The organism is Massilia sp. METH4 (genome assembly GCF_037094685.1).
In the GTDB taxonomy this organism is placed as follows: domain Bacteria; phylum Pseudomonadota; class Gammaproteobacteria; order Burkholderiales; family Burkholderiaceae_D; genus Rugamonas.
On sequence record NZ_CP146614.1, the window covers coordinates 4,126,075 to 4,142,464 of the forward strand.

Below are 16,390 nucleotides of genomic sequence, written 5' to 3' on the forward strand. Positions count from 1 at the left end.
AGCCGGGACCCGCCGTTCGCCGATCGCTTCGCCATTCACCGGGTACGAGCCGCCACTCGCCGAAAAACGGTTTCGGTGCGCGCGCGCGCCGCGTATCGTTCCAGCATCGATCCGATGGAGGAACCTATGCAAACCGAAGTGGACAGGGCACGGCTGAAACTGCGCCGGCAGGTGATCTGGGGGCTGACGCTGGTGGCATTCGGCCTGGCTTACCTCATCAACCGGGACGACCATGAGACCGTGGCGCGCCTGTGGACGTACTGGCCGCTGGTGCTGGTCGCATTCGGCATCGGCAACATGCTGCCGCCGTTTGACGGCCGGCGTTTCGTCGACGGCCTGTCGCAGGTGCTGTTCGGCGCCTGGTTCTACGCCACCTTCGAGGGCCTGTGGGGCCTGACCTTCCAGAACAGCTGGCCATTGCTTATCATCGTGGCCGGCGCCGGCATGGTGTTGCAGCCGCTGGCGTCGCGTTATTTTGAACGAAAGGCCGGCGGGCAAACGACTCAACAGAGCACGAGGGAGGAGGCATGAGCACGGAGCGGCAACACAATCCGGCGGCGCAGGTCGTCGTCGGCCTGGCGGTGATCGCGGTGGGATTGATGTTCCTGCTCGATAACCTGGGCTGGATCCACCTGGACATGGGCGTGCAATTCTGGCCCGTCGTCCTGATCGTGGCGGGCACGCTGAAGATCACTGGCGCCCGTTCCACCAAGGGCAGGACCATCGGCGTGGCGCTGCTCGTGTTCGGTGTCGTGCTGCTGCTGAAAGGGCTCGGCATCCTGGCCATCGGCTGGAACGTGCTGGCGCCAATGGTCATGATCGGCGTGGGGGTGTTCGTCGTGGCGCGCTCCACCATGCGGCCCGACAAGCACGGCGAGCACGGCGTGCCCGTGCCGGCCGGGAAGGAAGGCGACGACGATGCCGTGTTCGCCACCGCCATCCTCGGCGTTTACAAGCGGCGCATTGCCTCGCAGCGGTTCGCGGGCGGCGAGATGACGGCGATCATGGGCGGCTGCGAGCTCGACCTGCGCGAGGCTTCCCTGTCCGGCGACGCGGTGATCCATGTCTTCGCGCTGATGGGCGGCATCACGATCCAGGTGCCGGTCGACTGGACGGTGTCGCTCGAGGGCGCGCCGATCCTGGGCGGCATCGAGGAGTCGACGCTGCGCCCGAAGGATGCCGGCAAGCGACTGATTGTGCGCGGCTACGCCATCATGGGCGGCGTGGAAATCCGCAACTGATGGCGGCAAGGCTGTGAGCTGGCTTACCCGGGCGCGCCGCGGCGCAATGCTGTACCTGCTGGCGTGGCTGATCGCGGGCGCCGTGATCGGCGGCGTATGCGCCGCCCTGGCCCCGGCACCGCTCGTGAACGCGCTGGTGTTCGCGATCCCCGGCACGCTGGTCTACGGCGTGGCGGCGGGCTTCTCCGCGTATTACCTGTGCCGCGCCAATCCGCTCGGCACGCGCACGACGGCGCTGGTGGTCCTCGTCCTGTGCACGGCCGCCGTGCTGGCCGCCTTCATGTGGCTGGCGGTGCTGGGCGGCTGGAACGAGCTGTGCGTGGCACTCGGCGTCTCCTGGGCCGGCATCGGGCAGACACCGCTGCTGTCGGCCTTCCTGTTCGTCCTCGGCGCCTTGCTGTATGGCTTGCTGGCGGTCGTGAACTACCTGGCCATCGAAAGCGGTCGGGCCCGCACGGCGGAGCGGCGCGAGCTGGAATCGAAGCTGATGGCGCAGGATGCCGAGTTGCGCATGCTGCGCACGCAGGTCGATCCGCACTTCCTGTTCAACAGCCTCAATTCCGTCAGCGCGCTGACGTCGCAGGACCCGAAGGGCGCGCGCGAAATGACGCTGCGGCTGGCTGGTTTCTTCCGCCGCAGCCTGGGCCTGGCGGCGCAGCCGCGCATCACGCTGGCCCAGGAAATGGATCTGGTGCGGGACTTCCTCGCCATCGAAAAGGTGCGCTTCGGCGAGCGGCTCGTCACCGAAGAAGCGTTGGAGAAGGGCGCGCTCGATTGCCTGGTGCCGCCGATGATCATCCAGCCGCTCGTCGAGAACGCGATCAAGCACGGCATCGGCCAGTTGACCGATGGCGGGCTGGTGCTGGTGGCGGCCTGGCGCGAGAGCGGCCGGCTGAAGATCACCGTCACCAACGCGATCGATCCCGAGCTGCCCGAATGCCGCCGTGCCGGCGTCGGGCTGGCCAATGTGCGGCAGCGGCTGGCGTGCGCCTACCCGAACCAGTCGGCGCTCGAATGGAAGCGCGAAGGCGATACGTTCAGCGTCGAGATCCGCCTGCCGGCGCACACTACCGACAATGACGAAACATAGGAGACAGCATGCGGCTGATCGTGGTGGATGACGAATCCCTGGCGCGCGGCGTGGTGCGCGAATACCTGGCCGCGCACCCCGACATCGAAGTGGTGGCCGAATGCGCGAACGGCTTCGAAGCCGTGAAGGCGATCACGGAGCTGGCGCCCGACCTGGTGCTGCTGGACATCCAGATGCCCAGGCTCGACGGCTTCGAGGTCGCCGAACTGGCGGGCGGCAAGACGCGCATCATCTTCGCCACCGCGTTCGACCAGTACGCGGTGCGCGCCTTCGAGGTCCACGCCCTCGACTACCTGCTCAAGCCCTTCAGCCAGCAGCGCTTCGACCAGGCGATTGCCCACGCCCGCGCCAGCCTCGCCAGCGCGCTGCCGCGGCAGGAAGCGGCCGTTCGCGAAGCGCTTGCGGCCCGCGACAGGCCACTTGGGCGCGTGCTGATCCGCGACGGCGCGAAGGTCCACGTGATCCCCACCGAGAAGATCGTGTTCATCGAGGCGCAGGACGATTACGTGTGCATTCACGCCGACGGCAAGGCGTGGCTGAAGAACCAGGCGCTGGGCGAGCTGGAGTCACAGCTTGCATCCCAGCTCGAGGCGGGACGCTTCCTGCGCATCCACCGTTCCTACCTCGTCAACGTGGATCACGTGGCGCGCATCGAACCGGCCGGCAGGGACAGCCACGCGGCCATCCTCGGCGACGGCACGAAGCTGCCGATCAGCCGCAGCGGGTACCAGAAGATCAGGGCGGTGATGCAGTAGTCTTCAGCTTGGCACATGCCACCACGCCGGCAGCAGGGCACGGATGTCCGGCCGTGCGAAGCGGTCGTCGATCAGGTGGACGGTGCCCGTATCGCTGGTGGTTCGGATCACGCGGCCGGCCGCCTGCACCACCTTCTGCATGCCGGGATACAGGTAGGTGTAATCGTACCCGGCGCCGAAGATGGCTTGCATGCGCTCGCGGATGCGTTCGTTGACGGGATTGAGTTGCGGCAGCCCCAGCGTGGCGATGAAGGCGCCGATCAGCCGCGCGCCGGGCAGGTCGATGCCCTCGCCGAAGGCGCCGCCCAGCACGGCGAAGCCGATGCCCTGGCCCGTCTCGGTGAAGCGGGCCAGGAAGGCATCGCGCTCCGCCTCGCCCATGCGGCGCGGCTGGCGCCACACGGTCACGTGCGGGTGCTCGCGCTCGAACAGGTCGGCCGCCTTGTCCATGTAGTCGAAGCTGCTGAAGAAGGCCAGGTAGTTGCCGGGCTGCCGGTCGTACTGCTCGCCCATCAGGCGCGCGATCGGCGCCAGCGAGCGGTCGCGGTGCTGGTAGCGCGTGGAGATGTGGCCGGCGATGTGCACCGTCAGCTGCGCCGCCTGGAATGGCGAGGCGACGTCGACCCAGGCCGTGTCGGGCGGCATGCCCAGCGTGTCGCTGTAGTAGTTCCACGGGCTCAGCGTGGCTGAGAACAGCGCCGTGGTGCGCGCCGCGGCGAAGCGCGGCTGCAGGAAGGGCGCCGGCACGATATTGCGCAGGCACAGCACCGAGTCCACGCGGGTACCGCCGCCGGCGCCCTTGTTGGCGATCGTCACATCGAACACGGAGTGCTCGCCGAAGCTCTCGCCCAGCCGCGCGAAGTGCAGTACGGCGAAATAGAAATCGAGGATGTCGGCATCGAACCACGCCGCGTTCTCCGCCATGTAGTCGCCGATGTCGGTGGCCGCCGTCTGCAGCGCGTTGACGAGCTTTTCCGGCAGCGCGTCGTAGGCCTGGTAGTCGCCTTCCTGTTCCTTCTCGAGCGCGGACCATTGCCGGTGCACGCGGTCCAGCGCCTTCTTCAGCGCGGCGGGCGCGGTCTTGCGCAGCAGCCGCAATCGGGCGTGCTCCAGCTCCGCCGAGTACATCTTGCGCGTGCGCGACACCATATTGTGCGCCTCGTCGGCCAGCACGCCGATGCGCCACTCGTTCATCACGGTCAGCGAGTACAGCATGGCCGTCACGTCGAAGTAGTAGTTGTAGTCGCCCACGATCACGTCGGCCCACCGTACCAGTTCGCTTTGCAGGTAGTACGGGCACACATCGTGCGCCAGCGCCACCGCGCGCACGGCGGCGCGGTCCAGCATGGGCTGCTGCACGGCCGCGGCGCGCGCTGCAGGCAGGCGGTCATAGAAGCCCTTCGCCAGCGGGCACGATTCGCCGTGGCAAGCCTTGTCGGGATGTTCGCAGGCGGTATTGCGCGCTGCCAGTTCCAGCGTGCGCAGCGGCAGCAGCGGGGCGCTGTCCTTGATCGCCTCGGCGGCATCGAGCGCCATGCGCCGGCCCGACGTTTTCGCGGCCAGGAAAAAGATCTTGTCGAGGCCGTGCGCGGCGGCCGCCTTCAGCAGCGGGAACAGGCTGCCGATGCTCTTGCCGATGCCGGTCGGCGCCTGGGCCAGCAGCGCGCAGGAGCGGGCACTGGCCTTGTACATCGCCTCGGCCAGTTCGCGCTGGCCCGGCCGGAAGTCGGCATGGGGAAAACGCAGCGCGCGCAGTTGTTCGTCGCGCAGCGCGCGGTGGGCGAGCTCCATCTCGGCCCACGCCACGAACAGCGTGCATTGCGCCTCGAAATAAGCCTGCAGGGAAGCCGCATCGTGTTCCTCGACGAGGTGAGTCTCCTTCTGGGAGCCGATGTCGTAGTACACCAGTGCCAGCCGCAACGACGGCAGGCCGCGCGCGGCGCACAGCAGGTGGCCATACACCTTCACCTGCGCCCAGTGCAGGGCGCGATGGTTGCCGGGCATGCGATCGAGCTCGCCCCGGAAGGTCTTGATTTCCTCGAGCTGGTTGCGCTTCGGGTCATAGCCGTCGGCACGCCCGCGCACGAGGAGCGGGCCGAAGGTGCCGGACAGGGCGATTTCCTTTTCGTAGTCGTCGTCGCGCCGCGCGGTGACCACGGCATGGCCGGCGATGCCTTCCTGGGCGGTGGGCGAGGGCGTGAAGCGCAGGTCGAGGTCGCCCGCCTTGGCGGTGAACTCGCACAGCGCCCGCACAGCCACCGTGTACTTCGTGTCCGTCACTGCGTCGCCCATTGCAGGTAGCAGACGGTGACGGGCATGCGATGTTGCGCGCAGTAGTCGATCCAGCGCAGCTGGTTGTCCTGCAGGCGGTCGCCCGGGCCCTTTACTTCGATCATGTTGTAGCGCCGCTCGGCCGGCCAGAACTGGATCAGGTCGGGAAAGCCGGTGCGGTTCGCTTTCACGTCCTGCAGGATGCGCAGGAACGACTGCTTCAGGTGGGCGGGCGGAATGCAGTGCAGCGCCAGCTCGAGCAGCGTGTCGTCCAGCGCGCCCCAGAACACGAAGGGCGACGAGATGCCGCGCTTGGCCTCCAGGTTGCGCCGGATCGTGGTCGGGTAGCTGCCGTCGTCCAGCTGCGCCAGGCAGGCGTCGAACTGGGCGGCGCGGCGGCGGTGGAAGTCGGCGCTGTGCAGGTCGGCCGGGCCGTGGTGGAACGGGTGGAAGAAGGCGCCGGGAATGGCGGCGAAGATCGCATCCCAGCACAGCAGCCCGAACAGGGAGTTGATCAGCGCGTTCTCGACATAGAACACGGGGGCTTCGTCGCGGTGCAGGTGCTCGCGCACCACGCCTTCGACCCACCATTGGCCGTCCGGATGCGGCAGCGCGAGGTCGAGCTTGGCGGGTGGCGCTGCCTTGCCGGGAGCGCTGCGCGGATGGCCCAGGCGGCGCGCCAGCCGCGGCGCCATGCGCAACAGGTGCTGGCGTTCGGCCTCGCTCTCCGGCGCCGCCATGGCCACCTGCAGGCGCTCCCAGGCGGGGCCGAAGCGTTCATCCTTTTCCAGCACGCGGATCGCCCGCGCCCGCGCGCCGGGGTAGGCGCAATCGCTGTAGACGGTGCAGGCGCCAGCCCAGTCGCGCAGTTTTTCCAGTTGCTGGCCCAGCTGGAACAGCAGCTTCTCGCGCCGGCTGGCCAGCCATTCGTTGTCCGTGCCCGGCGGCGGCACGTCGCGCAGCACGTCCAGCGGCGCCTCGCCGTTGGCGAAGCGTTCGCGGCAGGCGTGCAGTTGCAGGTAGTCGTCGATGTCGCGCCGCGTGCGGAAGCCCCGGGCAGCCTGGGAAATCTCCACCTGCTCGAAGCGGAACACGCCGAGGTCGGACAGCACGAATTCCGTCCAGTCCTGGTGGTAGTTGCCGAAGAAGATCAGTCGCAGCCGGTCGCACAGCGGTTTCGCCACGATGCGGTAAGCCTCGTCGCCATCGAACCAGCCCGAGAACGGCCGCTCGCCCTCGTGCCGGGCGCGCAGCGCTTCCAGCTGTGCTTCCTTGCGGGCCGAGCGCAGCGCGCCGGTCAGGGCGAACGCCTGGCACAGCTCGGGCTTTTGCAGCAGGTCGAACAATTCGTCGAGCGAGACCGGCGGATCGACGACGATCCAGCCGGTATCGGCCAGCGGCGCGGCGGCGGCCCGGGCACAGCCGATTTCCTCGTAGACGAGCTTGGAGGCGCGGAACAATTGTCCCTTGCGCATTACCATGCGCACGAACAGTGCGCGCGCGGCCTGGGGCAGGGCGGGAAAGCGTTCGATGAAGCCGCGCTCCTCGTCGTCGAGCAGGTCGGCATAGCGTTCGCCGATCCATGCCAGCACGCGGTGGAAATTGTCCAGGTAATAAAGCGGGTTTTCCAGGACGGGTTTCATTGTGGCAGGTGCAGCAGGAGGCAAAAACAAACGGCGGGAGAGGCGAAAAACTGTATTTATATACAGTCTATCGCGTCTCCCGCCCCTTGCCCAGCGATTTTATGTTTCGCCGGGAAAGATGTTGCCAAACGAATGCCGGATGCGGCTCAGTGCTTTGTCTGCTGTTGCTGTTCGGCGAGCGCGGCCGCTTTCGCCAGCTGTTCCTCGAAGGCCGCCATGGCCTGGCGCGTTGCCTTGTTCACCTGCTCGTAGCCCGCAAAGGCATTGTCGATGGCCGTCTTGACGATTTCCACCGCATTCTCCGAGCCGGGGCGCACGTTCTTCGTCACATCGTAGATCAGCGCCGACAGGTTGCTGCGCGCCTCGGCCAGGTGGGCGTCGGCCGCTTCGGTGAATTCCTTGCGGATGTCCGCCAGGATCTGGCCGAGCTGGTGGTTGTATTCGGCCACGTTGGTCAGGTTCTGCATGCGCGCGCTGGCGGCGGCCATGGCGGCTTTCGGATCGGTGGCCTGGCTCATTTCCCTGCCGGCCTCGAGGTTCTTTTCAACGCCGCTGCGCGCGGTATCGATATTGAGCTGCACCACCTGCTCGATGCCTTGCACCGCCTTGCTGGTCAGCGTGTTGAAGGTTTCGAGCTGGAACTCGAACAGGGCTTTCGTTGCCTGGGCAAACTGCTCGGGATTCTGGAACATGTCTCCTCCGTCGGTGTGAGTAAGCTTGTCGGCACATTATTGAACACGAATCAACTTCTCGCAACGGGAATCCTTGTAGGGGCCGAGCAGCTTGCGCCAGCCGGGACCCAGCGGGGTCTGCGAGCACACCTTCGCGCCGCTGCCGGACACGCTCTCCCACAGCCACCAGGGGGCGGGAGCGGCGGCCGCGGCGGCGCCTAGCAGCAGGGAACAGAAGATCAGGGCGCGTTTCATTCGGGAGCGACGGCGGGCAGCGTCATGGTGAAGGTGGTGCCGGAGCCCGGCAGGCTGCGCACGGCGATCCGGCCGCCCAGCACGCCGGTGACGATATTGTGCGTCACATGCAGGCCGAGGCCGGACCCGCCGGCGCCGGGCCGGGTGGTGAAGAAGGGATCATACACGCGGGGCAGGATCTCGGGGGCGATGCCGGCGCCATTGTCGGCCACCGACAACGCGATCATGCCGTCCTCCCGCGCATGGGCGGCGATCGTGACGATACCGTCGTCGCGCCCGCCCAGCCCGTGGATGACCGCGTTCTCGAACAGGGCCGAGACGGCCTGGCCGAGCGGGCCGGGATAGCTGTCCATCGCCAGGCCGGGCGCCACGTCCTGCACGACGCGGGGGCGGGGCGGGCGCATGGCGGCCGTCAGGGGCAGCACCAGTTCGGCGATGAATTCGTCGAGCCGGAACTGGCGCCGCTGGGAACTGGCGGTGTCGACGGCCACCTGGCGGAAGCTGGCGATCAGCGCAGCGGCGCGGCGCAGGTTGCGCACCACCACCTCGTCCGCCTCGCCCGCCGCGGCGAGGTATTGCTCAAGGTCCGAGCGGCGCAGCCCGGCCGCCAGGCCGGCGCGCAGGGCAAGCAGGCGCTCGCTCATCGCGCTGGCGATGGTCAGCGTATTGCCGATCGGGGTGTTCAATTCGTGCGCCACGCCCGCCACCAGGCCGCCCAGTGCGGCCAGCTTGTCGCGCCGCACCAGTTCCTCCTGCGTCTTGCGCAAGTCGTCCAGCGCGCCGGCCAGTTCGGCACTGGCATGTTCCGCGCGTTCCTTGGCGCTGCGCAGTTCGGCCGTGCGTTCGGCCACCAGTTCTTCCAGGTGGTGGCGGTGCCGCGCCAGTTCGGCCTCGCGCCGGAAGCGCTCGATGGCGATGCCGGCCAGGTGCACGGCCACGGCGATCAGCCGCTCGTCGTCCGCCCTGGGCAGCCGCACGTCGCGGTAGTAGATGGCGAACGAGCCGAGCACGGTCTGGCGGTCCGTCAGGATCGGCATCGCCCAGCACGCGCGCAGCCCGTAGATGGCGGCCAGGTCGTGCCAGCCGTTCCAGCGCGGATCGCGGCCGATGTCGGGCACCACCACGGGTTCGCGGCGGAACATGGCGCTGCCGCAGCAGCCCACCTCGGGGCCGATCTGCAAGCCGTCGAAGGCATGCATGAAATCGGGCGGCATGCTCGGCGCCGCGCCGCCGCGCACGGTGACGCCATCTTCTTCCAGCAGCAGCACCGTGCACACGAGGCCAGGCGCCTGGCCCTCGATCAGGAGCAGCAGCTTGTCGAGGATGGCCTGGAGCGGCGCGCCGCGCGCGATCATCTCCAGCAGGCGGTTCTGTCCCGTGCGCAGCGCCTCGGCGATGCGCTGGCCCGTCACGTCGGCCACGCGCATGTGCAGCAGCCGCAGCTCGCCCTTTTCCAGCACCACGAGGCGCAGCTCGCCATCGATCTGGCGCCCGCTGCTATGCTGGAAGGTCAACGGGAAGATGCGGATGTCGCCGGAAAGGCCGCGGGCCACGAGCGCGTCGACGGCCGCGTGGGACGGGGTGCCGTCCGGCTGCACGGTCGGACACAGGTCGGCCAAGCGCATGCCCATCAACTCGGTGCCGCCGCGCCCGAACATGCGTTCGGCATTGCGGTTCACGTCCACCGGCAGGCCGCGCTCGGCGTCGTACAGGATGATCGCGTCCGGCGACCCGGCCAGCAGCGCGTGGTAGTTGACTTCGAGGTTGCCCGTGTCCAGCGGGCCCGCGACCGGCAGCCAGGCATGGCGCACCGCCAGTTCGACCGTGACTTTTTCCACCACGTCCGCCGGCGAGCACGGCAGCCGCAGGTAGCCGGCGGCACCGGCGCGCAGGGCCTGTTCCTGCTCCTCGTCCGAAGGCACGGTCGACATCACCAGCACCGGCGCGGTGCCGGCCAGGCGCGAACACAGTTCCATGTCCGCACTGCCGGCCAGGGCTGCATCGAGTAGCACGAGGGCCACCCGCTCGGCCGGCTGCGGCTGGCGCACCGCCGCCAGCGCGGCGTCGCCCCGGTTGACGACGCCGACGCGGAAGCCTGCGCGCGCCAGCGCCTGTTCCAGGGCAGGGTGCAGCTTCGCGCTGGCGATGAGGATCGTGCTCGGGGTATCGTTTGAACGCGGCGTGGACATGGGCAGAGTGTAGACCATGCAAGCCGCTGATGGGCAATAAGGGTTGCCGGGAGAGGTCGAAGCCAAGGTGAAGGGACGGTTCGCGCGAACGGCGCCAAAGCAAAAACGCCGCCGGTTCCTGCGAACCGACGGCGTTTCAGGGCTCTTGCGAACCCGGTATCCGGTAGAGTGGTGCCCACGGAGGGACTCGAACCCCCACACCTCGCGGCACATGGACCTGAACCATGCGCGTCTACCAATTCCGCCACGTGGGCACTGATGCTTCTCAGTATCGAAAACAGGACTTGGTGCCCACGGAGGGACTCGAACCCCCACACCTTGCGGCACATGGACCTGAACCATGCGCGTCTACCAATTCCGCCACGTGGGCCCTGTTTTCTTTGCTTCGTTGCGGTGTTCAGCAACAGAAGGCACGCATCTTAAGGCCCGCGACCGGATCCGTCAACTATCATTTTTTGTTTTTACGAAAGTTCCTCGACTTTCGTACGGTCCGGCGCGCTTGCCGTCCGCCCGGCAGCAGCAAGCCGGCGCCCAGCAGCGCTGTGCCGGACGGTTCCGCGGCCGCGAAAGCGGGCCCGCCGATCACGTTCGTGGCCAGCAGTTCGCCCTGGCCGGCAGTGGGGTCCATCAGGCCGATGAACCGCTCGTCGTTCCAGCCGCTGGCCTGGTGTTCACTACCGTGCACGATGCCGGTGGAGAGCGGCGGGCCGGCCATGGCTCCGTCATCGATGGAGAAGTACTTTTCGGGGTCGGCCCCTGTCCAGCCGCTCACGCCGTCGCGGGGCGCCGGATAGCCGAACAGGTCCAGGCCGGGGAGGGCAGTGGATTCAGGGTCCGGGTAGAAGTCTGGCGGGGCGGGATGGATGTCCAGAATGTCGACACCGCCGATGAAATCGAACGCGCCCGGGCTTGCGCCATCGTGCGGATGGGGCGACATGCCGGCGATGCACTGGAAATGGAATGGTGGCGCGGCGCCGGCCGAAGCGGTGGCAACGGTGGCGGTGGCCAGGGTAATGGCGGTCAACAGCGTCTTCATGGCGTGCTCCCTGAGGATGGACGACAAGGAAGAGGCAAGAAGCGTGCGCAGCCTTGGCGCGAGAGGGGAAATGCATGCGCATGCGTCGGCGCGGCGCGTGGAATCGTCGCGAGCGTAAAAGGGGCCGACGAAAACAAAAAGGCCGCGGATCTCGCGATCCGCGGCCTTTCGTCGTATCCGGTAGAGTGGTGCCCACGGAGGGACTCGAACCCCCACACCTTGCGGCACATGGACCTGAACCATGCGCGTCTACCAATTCCGCCACGTGGGCACTGCTTTCAACTCATTTCGCTGCGCTGTACTGCAACGAGGCACGCATCATAATGGCCGTATCGATATTGCGCAAGGGTATTTTGTGCATTACTGGAAATATTGCTGTTTCCAGTGGGTCAAACGGCTGCATGGCAATGGCCGCGTGAAGCAAAAAAGCCGTGAATCTCGCGATTCACGGCTCGTTCGTCGTATCCGGTAGAGTGGTGCCCACGGAGGGATTCGAACCCCCACACCTCGCGGCACATGGACCTGAACCATGCGCGTCTACCAATTCCGCCACGTGGGCACTGATGCTTGCAACTCCTGCGCTTCTAAGTCCTGCTATCATAATGCTTTGGAGAGTTTTGCGCCAGATGAACTTTCATTCCACACTGCACATCCACTCTTCAATCCCGCATCGCTGCGGGAGACCGGATTATAGAGCAACCGTCCCGAATGTCAAAGGGTCATCCGAAAGTGCCGCCGGCGCACGCTCCGTTTGGCGCACGTTAGGCAAACCGCCCCGCCTCCGGTACACTACGTTGCCGCCTTTCCCTCACGATCATCCGAATTTGCCAACTAATAAGACCAAAGAACAGTTTTGAACCAGACGATCCACACCATTCCCAGCCGCGAGGAAATCCTCGGCATCTTCCGCAGCGCCAACGCGCCGCTCGACCTGCGCACGCTGTCCATGTCGCTCGGGGTGAAAGCCGACTCCCAGCCCGTGCTCACGCGCCGCCTGAACGCGATGGAGCGTGACGGCCAGATTCGTTCCGATGGCAGCGGCTTCTATGTGCTGGCCGACCACTCCGACTTCGTCTCGGGCCGGGTCAGCGCCCACCGCGACGGTTTCGGCTTCGTGATTCCCGATGAACCGGGCGACGACCTGTTCCTGTCCGAGCGCGAGATGCAGAAAGTGCTGCACGGCGACAAGGTGCTGGCGCGCATCACCGGCTACGACCGGCGCGGCCGCCCGGAGGGCACGATCGTCGAGGTGGTCGAGCGGGGCAACACGCACATTATCGGCCGCCTGCTGAAGGATAACGGCGTGTGGATCGTGGCCCCGGAAGACAAGCGCATCGGCCAGGATATTCTCGTGGCCGGTTCCCCCGGCAAGGCCAAGAGCGGGCAGATCGTCAGCGTGGAGTTGACCGAGCAGCCTGGCCGCTTCAAGCAACCCGTGGGCAGGATCGTCGAGGTACTGGGCGACATGGACGACCCCGGCATGGAGATCGAGATCGCCGTGCGCAAGTTCGGCGTGCCGCACGTGTTCTCGGATGGCGCGCTGAAGCAGGCCAACAAGCTGCCGGACGTGGTGCACGAGAAGGATTGGGGCGAGCGTGTCGACCTGCGCGACGTGCCGCTGGTAACCATCGATGGCGAGGATGCGCGCGACTTCGACGATGCCGTGTATTGCGAACAGGTGAAGGTGGGCCGTGCCAACGCGTTCCGCCTGATCGTGGCGATCGCCGACGTTTCCCATTACGTGAAGCCGAACGATGCGCTCGACAACGACGCGCTCGAACGCAGCACGTCCGTGTATTTCCCGCGCCGGGTGATCCCGATGCTGCCGGAAAAGCTGTCGAACGGCCTGTGCTCGCTGAACCCGAACGTCGACCGCCTCACGCTGGTGTGCGACGCCGTGATCACCGCGAAGGGCGAGATCAAGGCTTACCAGTTCTACCCGGCCGTGATCCACTCGGCCGCGCGCTTCACGTACACCGAAGTGGCGGCGATCCTGTCGAACACGAAGGGCCCGGAAGCGGCGAAGCGCTCGCACCTGGTGCCGCATCTGCAGGACCTGTACGCGGTCTACCATGCGCTGTTGAAGGCGCGCCTGGAACGCGGCGCGATCGATTTCGAGACGACGGAAACGTATATCGTCTGCAACCCGGCCGGCAAGATCGAGAAGATCATCCCGCGCACCCGCAACGATGCGCACAAGCTGATCGAGGAATGCATGCTGGCCGCCAACGTGTGCGCCGCCGACCTGCTGCTGCGCCACAAGCACCCGGGCACCTACCGCATCCACGCCGCGCCGACGAAGGAAAAGCTCACGCAAGTGCGCGAGTTCCTCAAGCAGGTGGGCTTGTCGCTGGGCGGCGGCGACAAGCCGGTCGCCGGCGACTACGCCGAGCTGATGAAGAAGATCAAGGAGCGGCCGGACGCGAACCTGCTGCAGACGATGCTGCTGCGCTCGATGCAGCAGGCGGTCTACAGCCCGGAAAACATCGGCCACTTCGGCCTGGCCTATGAAGCCTACGCGCACTTCACGAGCCCGATCCGCCGCTACCCCGACCTGCTGACGCACCGCGCCATCAAGGCGATCCTGCAGGGCAAGAAGTACGAGCCGAAGATCGAGGACAAGAGCGTGCTGAACACCACGATCTCGAACGCGACGCGGCGCCAGCAACTGAAGGACAAGGCCGAGGGCAAGGAACCGAAGCCGGCGCGCGACCTGACGGTGTGGGATGCGCTGGGCGTGCACTGCTCGGCCAACGAGCGCCGCGCCGACGAGGCCTCGCGCGACGTGGAAGCCTGGCTGAAGTGCTACTTCATGCAGGACAAGCTGGGCGAGGAGTTCAGCGGCATCATCACCGGCGTGACGACGTTCGGCATCTTCGTGCAGCTCGACCAGCTGTTCGTCGAGGGCCTGGTGCACGTGACGGACCTGGGCGCCGACTATTTCCAGTACGACGACGCGCGCCACGAACTGCGCGGCGAGCGCACCGGCAAGCGCTACCAGCTGACCGACCGCGTGACCGTGCAGGTCGTGCGCGTGGACCTCGAGTCGCGCAAGATCGACCTGCGCCTGGCGCCGAGCGAGACCGACAGCCTGGCACCGCCCGCGCGCGGCGGCCGCAAGGGTGCGGCGTTCGATGACGACGAGGCCTTTGCCGACGACGTGAAGCCACGCCGCGGCGGTGGGCGCGGCGCCGCGTCGCGCAACGGCGCGGGCAGGGGCGCGGGCGCTCCCGCGGCAAGGGAAGGCAAGGCCGGGCCGCGCAAGGGGAGGACGGAGCCTGCCGTGACGTTCGAGGATGCGCCGGCGCCGGTGGCCCGCAAGCCGGCAGCGCCGCCATCGATCAAGCTGGTGCCCCAGGTCGAGTTCGAGCCCAAGGGCAAGCGCCGCGCCGAGGCAGCCGCGCCAGCCAATAGCGCCAAGAACGCCAAGAACGGCAAGAACGCCAAGACCCGGGGCGCTGCCAAGCCAGCCGCGGAAGTGGCTGCCAAGGCGCCTGCCAGGACTGACAGCAAAACCCGCAAGAAGCGATAATCAACCAGGCAAGCCATCGCCGCGGCACCTGCCTCGGCGCATTTCCGGCGAGTCCCTTCGCCACATAAGAACCAAGTACCATGTCCAAGAACAAAATGATTTTCGGCTTCCATGCCGTCACCTCGCGCCTGCGTCACGAAGCCTCGTCGGTCGAGGAAATCTTCGTCGATGCCGCGCGCGACGATCGCCGCATGAAAGACCTGATCGCCAATGCCAAGGCGGCCGGCGTGCGCGTGATGCCGGTCGACTCGGCCCGCCTCGACAAGATCGTCGGCACCCGCCGCCACCAGGGCGTGATCGCCTTCGCGTCGCAGCTGGCATTGGCCCGCAACCTCGACGAACTGCTGGACGCCATCGAAGGCCCGCCGCTGCTGCTGGTGCTGGACGGGATTACCGATCCGCACAACCTGGGTGCCTGCCTGCGCGTGGCCGACGGTGTCGGCGCGCATGCCGTGATCGTGCCGAAGGACCGCGCGGTGGGCTTGAACGCCACCGCCGCGAAGGTGGCCAGCGGCGCCGCCGAGACCGTGCCCTACATCACCGTGACGAACCTCGCGCGCACCCTGCGCGAACTGAAGGATCGCGGCATCTGGCTGATCGGCACGTCCGACGATGGCGAGAAGGGTCTCTACGAAGCCGACTTCACCGGCCCGACCGCGCTGGTGATGGGCTCGGAAGGCGAGGGCATGCGCCGGCTGACGCGCGAGACCTGCGACGTGCTGGTCAATATCCCGATGTTTGGGTCGGTCGAGAGCCTGAATGTGTCCGTGGCATCGGGTGTGTGCCTGTACGAGGCGCGGCGGCAGAGGATCGCGAAGGAAGGCTGATCCCTTCCTGTTGGGCGTTGCGACGGCCTCCTTACCCCAAGTGCAGACCCTGGGGTAAATGGCTGCCGGCCGGCCCATCCGCTGCACCTTCACCAGCGATGCGCTACCATCGAGATATCGCCGTCGACTCCGTACGCCCATGTTCCGCAACCTGCGCCAAGACATCCGCAGCATCATCGAACGCGATCCCGCCGCCCGCAATGCCTGGGAGGTGCTGACGTGTTACCCGGGCTTGCACGCGATTATTGCGCACCGCTGGGCACACTGGTGCTGGACCCATGGCCTGAAGTGGCTGGGCAGATTCATCAGCTCGCTCGCGCGCATCGTCACGGGCATCGAAATCCATCCGGGTGCCAGGATCGGCCGCCGGGTCTTCATCGACCACGGCTTCGGCGTGGTGGTCGGTGAAACGGCCGAGATCGGCGACGATTGCACGATCTACCAGGGTGTCACGCTGGGCGGCACGTCGCTCACGCAGGGCGCGAAGCGCCATCCCACGCTGGAGCGCGGCGTGATCGTCGGCGCCGGCGCCAAGGTGCTGGGCGGCTTCACGGTGGGCGAGTATGCCAAGGTGGGTTCGAACGCCGTGCTGCTCAAGCCCGTGCCGCCGGGCGCTACCGCCGTGGGCAACCCCGCCCATATCGTGCAGAAACACGATGCTCACGCGCAGCGGCTGTTCGCCGCCTACGGCGTTACGCCGAATGGCGACGATCCGATGTCCAAGGCCTTGCATGGGCTGATCAACCACGCGGCCGCGCAGGAGCGGCAGATCGAACGCATCATCGCGCTGCTGAAGGAAAATGGTTTGCAATGCGGGGAGATCGAAGCCGTCGGCAAGGGCGACCCCGCGCACTTGAACAAGCTGGTCGATTGAGGATAG

At 66.9% G+C, this 16,390-nt stretch carries 13 protein-coding genes and 4 tRNA genes; 7 read left to right on the forward strand and 10 right to left on the reverse strand.

The genetic code is table 11. The features are described 5' to 3' along the window. Positions 1–126 precede the first annotated feature (126 nt). Genes V6Z91_RS18200 through V6Z91_RS18215 form a run of 4 tightly spaced genes read left to right on the forward strand, consistent with a single transcriptional unit; the run spans position 127 to position 3,086 of the window. On the forward strand, positions 127–531 hold the full coding sequence (locus tag V6Z91_RS18200) for a DUF5668 domain-containing protein (protein ID WP_338759247.1): 405 nt from the start codon (positions 127–129) through the stop codon (positions 529–531). Beyond that, entirely contained in the window at positions 528–1,241 is a 714-nt protein-coding gene (locus V6Z91_RS18205; protein ID WP_338759249.1) for a DUF5668 domain-containing protein, read from the forward strand. Before V6Z91_RS18200 ends, V6Z91_RS18205 begins: the two co-directional genes overlap by 4 nt. A 13-nt stretch (positions 1,242–1,254) precedes the next feature. Beyond that, positions 1,255–2,331: a histidine kinase gene (locus tag V6Z91_RS18210; protein ID WP_338759252.1), complete on the forward strand. Its 1,077-nt coding sequence runs from the start codon at positions 1,255–1,257 to the stop codon at positions 2,329–2,331. A gap of 8 nt (positions 2,332–2,339) precedes the next feature. Next, a complete protein-coding gene (locus V6Z91_RS18215) occupies positions 2,340–3,086 on the forward strand; it encodes a LytTR family DNA-binding domain-containing protein (protein ID WP_338759254.1) in 747 nt (248 codons plus the stop codon). A gap of 3 nt (positions 3,087–3,089) precedes the next feature. Here the strand turns inward: V6Z91_RS18215 and V6Z91_RS18220 are convergent, their stop codons facing one another. The 10 genes from V6Z91_RS18220 to V6Z91_RS18265 form a co-directional block, all read right to left on the reverse strand. Further along, positions 3,090–5,378: an ATP-dependent DNA helicase gene (locus V6Z91_RS18220; RefSeq protein ID WP_338759257.1), complete on the reverse strand. Its 2,289-nt coding sequence runs from the start codon at positions 5,376–5,378 to the stop codon at positions 3,090–3,092. Next, positions 5,363–7,000, reverse strand: a complete 1,638-nt coding sequence (locus V6Z91_RS18225; protein ID WP_338759260.1) for a VRR-NUC domain-containing protein — start codon at positions 6,998–7,000, stop codon at positions 5,363–5,365. The genes V6Z91_RS18220 and V6Z91_RS18225 overlap by 16 nt, the downstream gene beginning before the upstream one ends. A 146-nt stretch (positions 7,001–7,146) precedes the next feature. Further along, the gene (locus V6Z91_RS18230; protein ID WP_338759263.1) at positions 7,147–7,692 is read right to left on the reverse strand and encodes a phasin family protein; all 546 of its coding nucleotides are present in this window, start codon (positions 7,690–7,692) and stop codon (positions 7,147–7,149) included. Between the two features lie 36 nt (positions 7,693–7,728). Next, positions 7,729–7,926: a hypothetical protein gene (locus tag V6Z91_RS18235; protein ID WP_338759266.1), complete on the reverse strand. Its 198-nt coding sequence runs from the start codon at positions 7,924–7,926 to the stop codon at positions 7,729–7,731. Further along, positions 7,923–10,133: an ATP-binding protein gene (locus tag V6Z91_RS18240; RefSeq protein WP_338759269.1), complete on the reverse strand. Its 2,211-nt coding sequence runs from the start codon at positions 10,131–10,133 to the stop codon at positions 7,923–7,925. Before V6Z91_RS18240 ends, V6Z91_RS18235 begins: the two co-directional genes overlap by 4 nt. 151 nt (positions 10,134–10,284) lie before the next feature. Further along, positions 10,285–10,369, reverse strand: a tRNA-Leu gene (locus V6Z91_RS18245). 31 nt (positions 10,370–10,400) lie between these two features. After that, positions 10,401–10,485: transfer RNA gene (locus V6Z91_RS18250), tRNA-Leu, on the reverse strand. A gap of 78 nt (positions 10,486–10,563) precedes the next feature. Continuing rightward, positions 10,564–11,151: a hypothetical protein gene (locus tag V6Z91_RS18255; RefSeq protein WP_338759273.1), complete on the reverse strand. Its 588-nt coding sequence runs from the start codon at positions 11,149–11,151 to the stop codon at positions 10,564–10,566. A 186-nt stretch (positions 11,152–11,337) separates the two neighbouring features. Then, positions 11,338–11,422: transfer RNA gene (locus V6Z91_RS18260), tRNA-Leu, on the reverse strand. Between the two features lie 203 nt (positions 11,423–11,625). Next, positions 11,626–11,710: transfer RNA gene (locus V6Z91_RS18265), tRNA-Leu, on the reverse strand. A gap of 294 nt (positions 11,711–12,004) precedes the next feature. Between V6Z91_RS18265 and rnr the strand changes: the two genes are divergently transcribed. From rnr to cysE, 3 genes are all read left to right on the forward strand, one after another. Continuing rightward, entirely contained in the window at positions 12,005–14,683 is a 2,679-nt protein-coding gene (gene rnr / locus V6Z91_RS18270) for a ribonuclease R (RefSeq protein ID WP_338759275.1), read from the forward strand. 80 nt (positions 14,684–14,763) lie between these two features. After that, the gene (gene rlmB / locus V6Z91_RS18275; protein ID WP_338759278.1) at positions 14,764–15,510 is read left to right on the forward strand and encodes a 23S rRNA (guanosine(2251)-2'-O)-methyltransferase RlmB; all 747 of its coding nucleotides are present in this window, start codon (positions 14,764–14,766) and stop codon (positions 15,508–15,510) included. Between the two features lie 139 nt (positions 15,511–15,649). Further along, entirely contained in the window at positions 15,650–16,384 is a 735-nt protein-coding gene (cysE, locus tag V6Z91_RS18280) for a serine O-acetyltransferase (RefSeq protein WP_338759280.1), read from the forward strand. Positions 16,385–16,390: the final 6 nt, after the last annotated feature.